Annotated in this window: 9 protein-coding genes and 2 pseudogenes; 2 read left to right on the top strand and 9 right to left on the bottom strand. The window is 40.4% G+C overall.

Features of this window, described 5'->3' with window-relative positions; genetic code table 11:
* Window positions 1-20 precede the first annotated feature (20 nt).
* The 5 genes and pseudogenes from H140_RS16515 to H140_RS0109880 all read right to left on the bottom strand — a co-directional run.
* A pseudogene (locus H140_RS16515) lies at window positions 21-152 on the bottom strand (ATP-binding cassette domain-containing protein); the annotation flags it as partial.
* Window positions 153-251: 99 nt separating this feature from the next.
* Window positions 252-752, bottom strand: a complete 501-nt coding sequence (locus H140_RS16510) for an ATP-binding cassette domain-containing protein (protein ID WP_019673497.1) — start codon at window positions 750-752, stop codon at window positions 252-254.
* The gene (locus H140_RS0109890; protein WP_019673496.1) at window positions 752-1663 is read right to left on the bottom strand and encodes an ABC transporter permease; all 912 of its coding nucleotides are present in this window, start codon (window positions 1661-1663) and stop codon (window positions 752-754) included. Before H140_RS0109890 ends, H140_RS16510 begins: the two co-directional genes overlap by 1 nt.
* A gap of 72 nt (window positions 1664-1735) precedes the next feature.
* Window positions 1736-2752 carry an ABC transporter permease gene (locus H140_RS0109885; RefSeq protein ID WP_019673495.1) on the bottom strand — a complete coding sequence of 339 codons (1017 nt, stop codon included), beginning with the start codon at window positions 2750-2752 and terminating at the stop codon, window positions 1736-1738.
* Between the two features lie 249 nt (window positions 2753-3001).
* Window positions 3002-4630, bottom strand: a complete 1629-nt coding sequence (locus H140_RS0109880) for an ABC transporter substrate-binding protein (RefSeq protein ID WP_019673494.1) — start codon at window positions 4628-4630, stop codon at window positions 3002-3004.
* A gap of 925 nt (window positions 4631-5555) precedes the next feature.
* Here H140_RS0109880 and H140_RS0109875 point away from each other — a divergent pair.
* Window positions 5556-7652, top strand: coding sequence for a TonB-dependent receptor domain-containing protein (locus H140_RS0109875; protein WP_019673493.1), 2097 nt, complete (start codon window positions 5556-5558; stop codon window positions 7650-7652).
* A gap of 131 nt (window positions 7653-7783) precedes the next feature.
* Window positions 7784-7906: pseudogene (locus H140_RS16440) on the top strand (RNA-guided endonuclease InsQ/TnpB family protein); the annotation flags it as partial.
* On the opposite strand, the gene H140_RS0109870 reads toward H140_RS16440, so the two are convergent.
* The 4 genes from H140_RS0109870 to secF form a co-directional block, all read right to left on the bottom strand.
* Window positions 7903-8619, bottom strand: a complete 717-nt coding sequence (locus H140_RS0109870; protein WP_019673492.1) for a fumarylacetoacetate hydrolase family protein — start codon at window positions 8617-8619, stop codon at window positions 7903-7905. The pseudogene H140_RS16440 and the gene H140_RS0109870 sit on opposite strands and share 4 nt — an antisense overlap.
* A gap of 561 nt (window positions 8620-9180) precedes the next feature.
* Window positions 9181-10659 carry an anion permease gene (locus tag H140_RS0109865; RefSeq protein WP_026349007.1) on the bottom strand — a complete coding sequence of 493 codons (1479 nt, stop codon included), beginning with the start codon at window positions 10657-10659 and terminating at the stop codon, window positions 9181-9183.
* 322 nt (window positions 10660-10981) lie between these two features.
* Window positions 10982-12412: an MATE family efflux transporter gene (locus H140_RS0109860; RefSeq protein WP_019673490.1), complete on the bottom strand. Its 1431-nt coding sequence runs from the start codon at window positions 12410-12412 to the stop codon at window positions 10982-10984.
* A gap of 355 nt (window positions 12413-12767) precedes the next feature.
* A complete protein-coding gene (gene secF / locus H140_RS0109855; protein WP_019673489.1) occupies window positions 12768-14039 on the bottom strand; it encodes a protein translocase subunit SecF in 1272 nt (423 codons plus the stop codon).
* Window positions 14040-14043: the final 4 nt, after the last annotated feature.

Raw genomic sequence — 14043 nt, 5'->3', positions numbered from 1 at the left:
GCTTGTACCGTAACATCTAGTGCTGTGGTTGGTTCGTCAGCAATTAATAGCTTAGGTTCACAAGCTAAAGCCATGGCTATCATAATACGTTGACTCATACCCCCTGACAGTTGGTGTGGATAAACAGACAGGCGGTTTTTGGCATCAGGAATTTCAACTAATACCTTTTCTAAAAAATAACCTATCTTTGTCAAACTCGCTAAACCTACTACTTGTAGCGTTTGCACTCGTTTTCCTCGATAGCTTAATTTTTAGATTTGGTATAATTCTAATAGCTCTAAAATACGTTTACGCACTGCGCTGCCTTTTAAACCGAGGTGGGTCTTTAATACCTCAGCAATTTGAAACTCGATAGTAAAGCTTGGGTTTAAACAAGACATAGCGTTTTGGAAAATCATGGAAATATCTTTACCAATAATTTTACGCCGATCCCGAGCTGAGAGAGTCAACATATCTTGGCCATCAAACCGTATCTTATTGGCAGCTACTGTGGCAGTTGAAGGTAGTAAACCCATAAGTGCCATCATAGTGACTGACTTGCCTGAACCAGATTCACCGACCACAGCCAATACTTCCCCTTGCTTTAGTTGCAGAGAAACATCATCTACCGCTCTAAATGCACGGGCACCTTTACCAAAAGTTACTGAGAGATTCTCAATTTCTAAAAGTAGGGGTGAGTTATCAGTTTTCACATCTATTCCGTTCTTGGTATCAATCAAAGGGTTTGCAGGGTTTGAATTATTATGTGTCATTAAGTCACCTGCTTAAGTTTGGGATCTAGAGCATCACGTAGGCCATCACCAGTTAAGTTGATAGATAAAGCAGCTAAGAAAATAGCCAAGCCAGGCCAAATGGCTAGCCAAACATTGCTTTGAATGTATTGACGAGCAGTACCTAACATAGCTCCCCATTCAGCGTCAGGTGGCTGTACCCCAAAGCCTAAGAAACCAATAGCACCTGCTTCTAAAATAGCAGATGAGAAAATCATGGTTGCTTGCACAATTAGGGGTGCCATACAGTTAGGTAAAATGGTTATAAATAATAGCCTAAGCACACCAGCGCCCATGACTTTAGAGGCGGTAAAATATTCACGTTGCAGTTCGACCATTGCAGTGGCACGGGTTAAGCGAATAAAAGGCGGAGTACAGACCAAAGCAATGGTGATAATAGTATTGGTCATGTTAGGGCCTAAAATAGCAGCAATGATAATGGCTAATAATAGACTGGGGTATGACATCAAAATATCATTGACTAACATCACAGCTTTACCCCAGACTTTTGGCCAAAATGCGGCACTTAACCCCAAACTTATGCCAGTGATCATAGCTAAAGAAGTAGCACTCAAGCCAATAAATAATGAGTATCTGGCTCCATACATAACTCGGGATAAAGTATCCCGACCTGCATCATCGGTGCCTAAAATAAACATGGAATCACCACCAGCGAAAAAGGCTGGAGGCAGCTGCTCTTTACCTGTATAAAGCTCATAAGGATCATGTGGAGCAATACTTGGGGCTAATATAGCAATGATGACCATACTAATTAATACCAATAATCCAAGTACAGCACCACGATTGCGACAAAAAGTGGCAACAAATAAACGCCCAGAAGACGGGGGTGTCGCTGCTAGATCAATATCTTCGGAAAGTACAGTAGGCTTCATCGGAAGTTTCCTATTTTGCTAATGCTATATGTAAAGCTTTTTGTTCAAAGGGTTTGGTTTAATAAGCTGCGATTAGGAAGTATGCCTAATACGGGGATTAATTAGCCCATATAAGATATCGACCAGTAAACTAACTAATATAAGTGCAGTAGCTACCAATAAAATACCGTTTTGAACAATAGGGTAGTCACGAGTAAAAAATCCATCGAGAAGCCAGTTACCTACCCCTGGCCAACTAAAGATAGTCTCGGTGATAATAGCACCTGCCAACAAAGTAGCCATTTGTAACCCAACAACGGTTACAACGGTAATAAGAGCATTGCGCATAACATGAATTAATATGACTCGTTTGGGTGATAAGCCTTTGGCCCGCGCTGTTCGTACATAATCTTCGTCCAAAACCTCAAGCATGGCAGAGCGTGTCATACGGGCAATCATAGCTAGGGGAATTGTAGATAAAGCAATAGAAGGTAAAATAAAATGCTTTACCACGTTCCAAAAAGCTCCAGGTACTCCTGAGTTTAATGAGCCCAATAACCATGAGCCATATAATGGCTTAACATCTAAAAACTGGGCCACTGAGATCACTCCAGATACCGGTAGCAAGCCCAAATAATGAGCAAAAATACCTGTTAAAATAGGGCCCAGCAAATAGATAGGCATTGAGTAACCTGCTAGAGCACCAGACATCAAGGTATAATCGACCCAAGTGCCTCGTTTAAGAGCAGCTAAAACTCCTAGGCTAATACCTACAATACTGGCAATAATTATTGCGCAAAGTGCAAGCTCGAGAGTGGGTACGAAATGAGCGAAAAAATCTTGTAAAACAGGAGTTCTAGTTCTGAATGACTCTCCAAAATCACCTTGCATAATGCCACTTATATAATCCCAGTATTGTACAGGTAGGGGTTTATCTAAACCAAGGCGAGCAAGGGCTTGAGCGTGCATTTCTGGATCTACCATACGCTCACCCATCATAATCTCTACTGCATCACCAGGCACAAGTCGGATTAAAGTGAAAGTGGATAAAGTAAGGCCAATATAGACTGGAATCAGAATCAGGATTCGGCGTAGAATATACAATAGCATGGGCGTGCTCGATTTTGATAAATAGGGTTGGTAAAACACTGAGATAAAAAAGGATTGCTAGATCTGAGATATCGAATGGGGTATTTAATATACTGAATCAGACTTGGCTATCATTTCAAATTAAAAAGGCTGGAACAGAGGTGATATCTGTACCAGCCATCATAACTAGTTATCTAAATTAAGTTATTTAAATAAACTTAGTCACCTAAAATCAAGGTAATTAGGTTATTTTGGTCTGGTAGTGTAAGTTTATTCAATATCCACACCATCAAAACGAATAGAACCTAAAGGACTAATTTTATAGTCTTTTACATTTGGTGTGGTTAATACAGTAACCACTGAGTTAGCAACGGTTGTCCAAGGCAACTCTTGTTTAAAGATAGTTTGCGCTTGCTTATAGTTGGCAATACGTTGTTCTTGATTGGTAATGGCACGAGCATCCATGATTAGCTTATCAAATTCAGGATTACACCAGCGTGCATAGTTATTACCATTGACTGCATCACAGGATAATAATACGCCTAACCAGTTATCAGGGTCACCGTTATCTCCAGTCCAACCCGCTAGGATAATATCATGCTCACCTTTGTTAGCCCGTTTGAGATACTCACCCCACTCATAAGTTTTTAAATTGGCTTTAACCCCTATTTTTGCCCAATCTGCTTGAAGCATTTCAGCCATAAGCTTAGCATTTGGGTTATAAGGACGCTGTACAGGCATATACCAAAGATCTATTTCAAACCCATTCACACCAGCTTCTTGAAGTAAGGATTTTGCTTTTTCAGTATCGTAAGGTGCATCTTTTAAGCTATCGTTATAGCCCCACTGAGTCGGTGGCATGGGATTGGCAGCTTTCACCCCTGCACCCTGATAAACTGCATCAATGATGGCATCTTTATTAATTGCCATATCTAGTGCTTCACGTACTTTACGGTTTTTTAGTTCAGGACGTTCCGTATTATAGGCAATATAGCCCACATTAAATCCAGGCTCTTCTAGCACGTTGGCTTTACCTGATGCTTTAGCGGCTTCAACTTCAGAAGGGTTGGCATAGGCTGAAACATGACACTCGCCTGCTTGCACTTTTTGGGCACGAACAGCTGAATCTTTAGTAATTACGAAGACTAAGTTATCGATGTGAATGTTATCTTTGTCCCAATAATCTGGATTTTTAGTATAGCGAATTTGCGAATCTTTCTGATAAGAAGTAAATACAAAAGGACCTGTACCAACTGGTTTGGTATTTAAGTCAGCGGCGTTACCAGCTTCAAGAAGTGATTGCGCGTATTCAGCAGAATCTATATAAGCAAAAGGCATTGCTAAATTCTGTAAGAATGGGGCATTAACCTCATTTAAAGTGATTTTTACCGTATAATCATCGACTTTTTCGATATTAGCGATATTATCTGGTAAGCCCATATCTACTGAGTATGGGAACTCTGCAGGATACGCCTTATTGAATTCAAAATCTGGATTGGTGAGGCGTTCAAGTGTAAAAATAACGTCATCGGCATTAAATTCACGGGTTGGGGTGAAATAATCAGTTGTGCCAAACTTTACACCTTTTCTAAGATGTAATGTATAAGTCTTACCATCATCGCTAATATCCCAGCTTTCTGCTAGTGCTGGTTGAATTTCAGTTTCACCACGTTTAAATTCTACTAAGCCATTATAAATAGGATATGAGCTAGCATCAAAATCTGTACCAGCTGTGTATTGAGCAGGGTCGAATCCAGCAGGACTTCCTTCAGAGCAATAAATTAGAGTTTTTGCAGCATTATTGCTAGCAGTCGTAGCTTTATCTTCATTGCCACCACAGGCTGTTATAGCTAAAGTAGTCGCTGCCAATAGACTTAATTTAAATAGAGGGTGTTTCATAGAGAGTTCCTAAGTGGGGAGGGTTCCAAGTTGGTTTATCAAGTTGGTCTATATCTATAATGGGTAGCTCTAATCGTATGGCTCAGTTTTACAACATATTTATTTGGTTAAATAATCATAATGCGACATCTGTTTAGTTATGTTCGCTTTTTTATGGTTCTAATCTATTTTATGGTTCTAATCTAAATAGTTAAAAAAGTAAACAGAGTTAACAGTTAAATAACTGACCAAATTGAATGAAGATGTCACCCAATATTACTGGTTTAGTTTGTACTTCTGACACATAGAATATACTATGTAAATATATGTTTCGCAAGATAAACGATGAGTTAGTTTGTATAAGAAAAGTGTTACAAGAAAGTATACTGAAAATAAAAAATCCTATCTTATTAATGTCTTATAGGAAGTTTTAGCTAAAAAAAAGCCTATTGTAGGTGTGAGCACAGATCTTCCAATTACTGACTGTAAACACAATATGTGAGAGTATTACTAAAAAATTACTATTGCAAAATATAAATCTATTGGGTAATATCACAATTTCAGAAAGTTAATGATAATTATTACTATTACTATTTTCGTCTAAGTTGTAGTTATAGTTTCGTATATATTTTTAATTGTAACCTAGTCATTATTCTAACCACGATATTATTAGGGCGTGTCCTTAATTGGATTATGAGGCTAAAAATGAGAGAGGTTTTTGTCAAACACGGATAATTTCGAAGAGAATATACATATATTCGTTAGAAATTAGACACAGTTTGGCGCAAATATAGCCATTTTTAGTTCATAACTCATGTAATTTGCAACAACATGTATTTTGCAACAAACATGTATTTTGCAACAACAAATAGGGACATGCTCTAAGACATCAAAATACAAACTGTGGATAAGTGCGTGGCTATTTTATTATACTGAGAGTGAGCCTATGTATACATCATTGCCTAGTCGTTTGACGACATTAACCCTAGCAGTTAGTACAGCTTTGTTTGTGCAAGTTGCTAGTGCAGCAACAGAAACATCAGTACCAAGAATGACAGCACAAACCATAACCGTCACTGCAAATCGTTCGGTGCATGATACGGTGCAACAAGATGCTGTTTACTCAGAAGAGTATACTCCAGCACAGCAAGCATCGCATCTAAGCGACTTTTTGGAAGTTGTACCAGGTGTCACTGTTGGAGGTTCGTCAGCATTAAACCAGCGTATTCGAGTTCGTGGTTTAGATGATACCAATGTTAAGGTGACGATTGACGGTGCTCGACAAGAAGGGGCATTATTTTACCACATGGGTGATGTTACTATTGACCCTGATTTACTAAAACGCACAGAAGTAGCAGTAGGTAATAACTCAGTAACCTTAGGTAATGATGCTTTAGGTGGTGCAGTTGCCTTTGAAACTGTAGATGCCGCTGATTTGCTCAAGCCAGGTCAACAAGTGGGAGCAAAGCTACACGTTGGTTTTGCTGATAATAACGATGAGCTGCTCACCTCTGCCACTGTCTATGCAGCACCTAATGATAATGTTGATTTATTAGCATATTATGGCAAACGTGATGCCAATGCTGGTGAAGATGGTGATGGGCGAAAATTTTTGACAAAAGATAGTAAAGGCGAAAATATCTTGTTAAAAGCTGGCGTAAACTTTGCAGAAGATCATAGAATTGGTGCCAGCTTTAGCCAAACTGAGAATAAAGGTCGTTTTCCATTACGCCCTGACTTCCCAGGATCTGAAGGCGTAGGTAGTTGGAACGAAGTATTACCTCAAAAAGTCAAACGTGATACTTATACATTAAACTATACTTACAATCCGGCAAATGAGTGGGTTAATGTTGATGCGGATGTGTATCAAACAAAGACCAAAATTTCACGAGATACAGACTATACGGTACAGCCTGGATATGACTGGATTGCTGAAGTCAAAACAACAGGTGCTAAAATACAAAATACCAGTCTTATCAATACTGGACCTGGAACACATCGATTAATTGCAGGTGCTGAGCACTATAAAAAAGAGTCGGAAATGGCTCGTGATACACGTAAAACAGGTAGTGATGAGGCCAAAAACACTTCTATTTTCTTAGAAGATCAATGGCAAATAGACAAGCTGACACTAACCCCAGGTGTTCGCTATGATCGTTATGAATCGCCAAAGTATGTAGCAGGTGGTAAAAAGTACAATAATGTTGTCGGTGCGCTTTCTGCAAGCTATGAAATTGCACCACGTACGTATTTGTTTGCCAGCTATACCGAGTTGTTTAACGGACCAGATTTAAGTCAAGCTATTTTTAATACAGATGGTGATGGCACTTATGTTAATAGAAACTTAAAGCCTGAAGAAGGAGATAATACTGAGGTTGGCATCACTACCACTTTACGTAATTTGACAGTTGCAGATGATGCGTTACAACTTAATGCCAAATATTTTAAAACAAATATAGAAAACTACTTACAGTTTATTAGAACAGGCAACCGTGCGGGCCGTTATGGTCTAAACTGTCTAACAGGCGAGCAAGGATCACCTGGCAACTTACAGTCTTGTCAAGGTATGAAAAATAGTGATGAAGACTATGAAATAAAAGGGGTTGAGCTCTCAGCTAATTATCACACTAACAACTTTGGTATGGGGTTAAGCTATGCCAGAGCACGTAGTAAAGGCAAAACAACAGGCTATAACATGAGTCAAGTTAGTGGCAGTAGCTCAGATGCTGGTGACAAATATATGCTAAACCTAAACTATGAGCCAAATGACGAGCTTGAGTTAGGCTGGCGCAGTACTTATGTTGAATCTATTAAACCAAAAACTGCAAGCAACGACCCCAAAAAACCAAGTTATGATGTGCATGATATCTTTGTTAGTTATAAACCTCGTCAAATTGATGGCTTAAAAGCTACCCTTGGAGTGTATAACTTATTTGATGAAACTTATGCTAATCATGCTTCACGCCTAGATCCAACTCAAGATGATCGTACAGACTTTGAGCCTGGTCGTAACTTTAAAGCATCTTTAACTTATCAGTTCTAAAAAATGATTGGTCATTGCTGAACTGTAATCAACAATCATAAAAAAGTAGAAAAAAGAAAGTAAGGTAGGGGCTGAAGGATATCTTCAGCTCCTTTTTATTAAGCTCAGTCTCAAACTTTTTGCACACATCTCTTGGAATAAGTGGATGGAGGTGTGCTGAGTATGGCTCAGGGCATGATAGAGAGATCAATGCCGCTAACAACATCCTTGCGGTCGGGATTGACCGTCTAGTTGTGGGAATCTTCTCACCCTAAGAAGAGGAGGAGGTCAACTTAATAGTAATACTAGCAAGCCCTTGAACACTTGCCACTAAGGTGTCACCAGTGATAACTGCACCGACACCCTCTGGAGTACCAGTCATAATCAGATCGCCAGCTTTTAACTCAAATAGCTCAGAGAGACGAGAGATAACTTCAGATACATTCCAGATTAGGTGGCGGATGTCACTGTGTTGTTTGGTTTTACCATTGACCGACAATTGAATATTGCCAGAGTTAATCTCGCCAGAATCTTCAATCGGGGTAATCTCACCAATAGGTGCTGAATAATCAAAGGCTTTACCAATTTCCCAAGGGCGTCCACGCTCACGCATGGTGGCTTGCAGATCTCGGCGGGTCATGTCTAAGCCGACCGCATAACCATAAATGATATCTTTGGCGTCTGCTACTGAGATGTTTTTGGCATCTTTGCCGATAGCGACTACAAGTTCAGCCTCATAATGGTAATTTTTGGTTAATGATGGATAGGGGATGTCGATACATGCATTGGCAGGTACTGCAACTACACAATCAGCATCTGCTTGTTTGCAAAAGAAAAAAGGTGGCTCACGTTTTGGATCTGATCCCATTTCAATGGCATGTGCAGCATAATTACGACCAACACAATAAACACGGCGTACAGGGAACTTAGCGTCAGTGCCTTTGACATCCAGGACGGCTAGCTTTGCAGGCTCAATTACATAAGACATGGTTTAAAGCGTCCTTTTTTATTTAAAAGATTAAATATTCGCATTTACATCGCACATAGTCAATCCTGTGCAGACTTTGCTTACTAAAACAAATAGCAAATGCCTATTATCATTTGTGCCAAACAAATTGGCTGTTGAACAAAATAATGCTGTGTCAGCTTCACATTATTATGCGTACTTATATTTATCTTGACTTCAGTTGAATTAATCTAAGATGAGCTTAGACTGAAAGTATTACTCACTTTAATTAAGCCTTTTAACCAGCCACAATAATAGTATAGCTAGTCAATAATGTTATAGCTAGTCAATAATGTTATAGCTAGCCAATAATGTTATAGCTAGTCAATAAAGGTACAACTAGTCAATAAAGGTACAACTAGATAACAGTACAATTAGCAGGCTGCTATCAATTCAGAGTATAAGGCAGTGGGCGACCTAGATATGGGTAATATGAGTAAAAAGCAAGATATAAGCGAGAAGATAAGATTGCATAAAAAAGCAGTTAACCTTTTGGCTAACTGCTATTGTCTGTTAAGAAAACGTGTGGATTGCTGCTGGTGATTAGTAGTAGCCTAAGACCTTCCACCAGACAAGGCCTGCGCCTATCCATACAATAAGGTTGACTACGCTCATTATAAAGCCGACTTTCCACCATTCGGCCATAGTCGTATAACCTGAGTTAAAGATAACTGGGGCAGTCCCTGTGGCATAGTGGGTAAGAGTCATCATGATATTACCGGCTGCGGCTAGTATCAGAGCAAATAGCATTGGCGGCGCACCAAGGCTGATGCCGACAGCATAAAAGGCAGCAAACATGGCAGTGATGTGTGCTGTGGTGCTGGCAAAAAAGTAGTGCATGTATAAATATACCAAGGTTAGGATGACGACAGCACCAACCCAGCTAACGCCTGTCATACCGATGGCGGTTTCGATATTGGTCGAAAACCAGCTGATAAGCCCAAGCTTGTTAAGATAATTTGCCATCATAACTAATGCGGCGAACCAGACAATGGTATCCCATGCTGATTTTTCTTTGAGTACGTCTTGCCAGCTCAATACGCCTGTGATTAGTAGTATTGATAGCCCAACTAAGGCGGTAGTGGTGGCGTCTAACGTTAGGTGCTCACCAAAAATCATAGCAGGAACGTTTGCCCAAAGTAGCAGCATAAGAGTAAACACGCCAAGCATGATTTTTTCGTGATTACTGATTTTGCCAAGTTTGGCTAGGTTTTCGTGTGCATAGGCTTTGGCATCTGGCGTTTCTTTGATTTGGGGTGGATATACCCAGTAAATCACTAATGGCATCAATAAGATACATAGCATACCAGGTACAAACATTGCCAATGCCCAAGTGGTCCATGACAGGTGGATTTCACTGCCAGTGGCTTTGTTGACTAAGTCAACAACCAAAGGGTTGGGCGCAGTGGCGGTGATAAACATCCCTGAAGTAATGGGGTTGGCATGGTAGTTGACCATAGCAAGGTAGCGGCCCATGTTGTTTTGGGTACCTTGTTGCGGCGTTGAGTTGAAGCTTAACGCAATAGAGCGCATGATGGGGTGAATAATACCGCCGCCACGTGCTGTATTGGATGGAGTAATGGGAGCGATAATTAGTTCGGCAATTGCTAAAGCGTATCCAATACCCAAGGTGCGCTTACCAAAGACGGAAATAAAGTAGTAGGCGATACGTGAGCCAAGACCAGTTTTAATCAGTCCGCGCGATATCATGACCGCTATACCAATGAGCCAAATTAATGGACTGGAAAAACTTGAAAGCGCATCATTGATGGCCGCTTTTGGACTATCGGCAGTGACACCTGTAACAGCAACTAGAGTGATGGCGATAATGGCTAGGGCGCCAATGGGCAAGACCTTACCAATAATGGCAATAATGGTGGCGACAAATAGTGCCAACAACTGCCAAGCGTTGTCGCTGACACCTTCTGGTGTTGGAATAACAAGCCAAATAATGAGACCGACTGCAACAGCGATAATTGCTGGAATGGGTTCAAAGGGAAATTTGTTTTTAGAATCAGACATATTTTTAGAATCAGACATAGTAACCCTACAAGATAAAAGTAAGATAATAAATATTTATAGTGATTATTATTGTGGGTAATGAGAGGTTATTATCACAGAATTGTTAGTAGGGCTTGGCAGGATTTTCGTTAGTTATTGTAGAGTTGTGTTAATTAGTAAACTATAAGAATATCAATATATTAAGGCGTGTGTTTAACTTAAATTACGATATTTAAATCGATTCAAAATAGCTAAATTTTGTTATCTAGCGCCAAATAGCCCGTTTTTGATATTTTGATATAAAGACACGCCCAAATCTTATAAGTTTGAAGTTGTCCTTGCTTTACTGCTGTTTTATCTGTGTAATAAGTTTGGTTTCATTACGCCATAAAACAATAGCAGCGATGGCAAAACGGGATAACAACAGCCAGTAGATGGCAAACCAAATTACTGGCATCGCATGAGTATCACCAAAGGCACGATACACCGCCCAAGTTAATGGAAAGAAAATAGCAGCAACGATAATCGCAACTTGCCGAATCTGACGGCCAGCGGTTAAGCCAAACATAATGCCATCAAGCCAATAAGCACCAACACCAACCAAAGGCAATAAGATGGCGATATAACGATATTCAAGCGCTAATTGGGTTACGCTTGCAATATCGGTCATGATAGATAAAAAAATAGGCAACAGCACCCACCATAACAAAGTCAAGCCTATCGATAAGGTAAAGGCCGTCACTCCAGTGCGTTTTAATGCTTTTAAAAATAAAGGGTGTCCTTTGCGAGCAGCTGCTTGACCTGACAGGCTCTCTGCTGCCACAGCGACGCCATCAAGCGCATAGGAAGAGATACTTAAAACTTGTAATAGTACGGCATTAGTGGCCATTATTAGATCACCTTGCTGTGCTGATAGGCGGGTAATCCAAGCAAAGCTTAAAGTTAATAATATAGTGCGAATAAAGATATCTTTATTCAGCGCAAAGAGGCTAAGAATTTTGTCAGGGGCATAAATTTTAGCCAGTCGTTGACCTAGGCTAGGCGGCTTTGTAGCTTTTATGTCATCTGAAGCGGTACGTTGTAAGTGTATTAAGCGTCTGGCTAATACAAATGCAGTACTACAACCAATAGCATAGCCGATGACGGTACCAAGTGCCACACCTTTTAGCCCCATATCCAGCAGGTAAACAAAGCTTAGAGTCAACACAATATTAATAGATGAGATTAATAGCTGCACCAGCATCATTTGCTTGGTCTTACCTTGTCCGGCGAACCAACCAATAAAGGCATAATTCATCAGCTCAAACACGATGCCATAATAGCGAATATGAATGTAGGTGCTGGCCGCTTGTTGACTGCTTTGTTGGGCACCAAGTAGCTGTAAGCCAAGGTCTATAATAACGCCTTGGCACAGCCAAAGTAGAGCCGCCAAAATTATCGCCAAGCCTAATGAGCGAAATAGAATATCGGCAAGCTCCATATTGGGTTTGCCAGCTGCTTTTTGTCTTCCGAGCGCTTGAGCAGCCAGACCAGATGAGGCGTATTGCAAAAAGTTAAAGCTGACCAATATCAGTAGCCATAGCTGAGATGCAATGCCAAGACCAGCCAAGTAAAAGGGCTGCGGAAAGTGTCCAACCACTGCAATATCTATTGCGCTTTGGAGCGGCATGGCCAGATTGGCAATCAGCACAGGGGTGGCGATGGTGATAATATGCTGATAACTTAAGTCTAACGGGGCAGGGCGTTTGCTGGTATTAGGCTGAGCGTTACACATAGCAGTTTATCTTTTTTAGATTAGGGCGAGTATTCAATTCGTACAAAGATATTTAAATGAGCTAAAAATAGCTAAGTTTTGTCATTCAGCGTCAAATAACAGGTGAGTATTATGATTTTATCTACGTTATTTTCCTAGTCTGACTGCGATTTATCTTATTTTTATCACCACTTTCAAAATGAAGACACGCCCTAGAGTTTGTGTTTTAAGTTTTAGCATTGTGTTTTAGAGCTTATACAGCCCTTGTTATAACACAAGATAAATAAAAAGCACCCTAAGGTGCCTTTTATTCAAGGTCTTTTGAAAGGTGATGACGTAAATCTACCTGTTATATATAGTTGGTTATAAATACAGGTTAATCGTCAAAAGACTTAGGGTCATTAAAGGTCACTTCTTCTTCTTGGAACTCTGGCTTGACTTTCACCACAAAGTCATCACGCGATAAGCCCATTGCCAAAGGTATTGAACTTGAGATATAGGTTGATGAATAAGTACCAGCAATCAAACCAATAAAGAAGGCCAGTGAGAACCAGTAAAGACCAGCACCACCTAGGAACAACATAGCAAGTACCACTACCAATACGGTTGAGATGGTCATAATGGTACGGCGTAATGTCTCGGTCAATGACAAGTTGATAATCTGTACTGGTGAAGCATCGCGTACACGCCGGAAGTTTTCACGGATACGGTCATAAACGACTATGGTGTCGTTTAGTGAGTAACCAATCAGCGCTAAAATAGCAGCTAGTACGGTTAGGTCAAATGGGAATTGAAATAACGCAAAAACCCCTAAGGTCACAATAGCATCATGTACTAAAGCCAATAGTGCACCTAAGGCAAGTTTGAATTGGAAACGCACACCAACATAAAGCATCATCATGACCAAGGCGGTAGCAATAGCGATGATAGAGCTAATATAGACCTCACCACCAACTTGGCTACCAATGATATTAACGCTGCTAATAGTGGCCTCATTATTAGGTAAATCTAGTGCTTGCTTGAGGCTGTCATTGAGACCATCGACGTTATCAGATTGGGGTGGTAAGCGTACTAATAGTTCAGTAGTACCGCCTAAATATTGCACAACAGCATCATTAAAGCCTGCAGATGCTAATGAATTGGTCACCTCAACCTGTTCTACCGGCTGTTCGTACCGCACATCAGCAGAGACACCACCAGTAAAGTCTAGTCCTAGGTTTAAACCATTGATAAATAAAGCACCGATACTGACCAATACTAAAATGATAGACATGATGGCCATTGGTTTTTCAATTTTCATAAACGGAATAATGCGCTTATCACCAACCGCCTTAATCCCGCCTTCTGCTAAGGCAGCATCATCCTCTTCAAATACACTTGGATCTGACGGCTGGGTGACCTGCTCATCATAGCTATTAGTTATGGCTGGCTCGTCATCTGTTTGATGATCTTGAGTCAGTGCAGATGATTTACTTTTTTTGGGAGTAGCATGATTGCCACGACCATCACGGCGTGGGCCACGTCTGCGTGGACGACCACCCTCATAGTAAGCGGGTTTTGAGCTATCTGGCTGGTGGCCGCTGTTATCATTTTGACCATTGTCATCAAGACGGTTGTTTAGAGTATCGTTCGAGTTGTTATTAGACATTATT

It is taken from the genome of Psychrobacter lutiphocae DSM 21542 (assembly GCF_000382145.1).
Lineage (GTDB): Bacteria > Pseudomonadota > Gammaproteobacteria > Pseudomonadales > Moraxellaceae > Psychrobacter > Psychrobacter lutiphocae.
The sequence above is the reverse complement of the archived record's forward strand: the minus strand, read 5'-3'. Positions and strand labels throughout refer to the sequence as shown.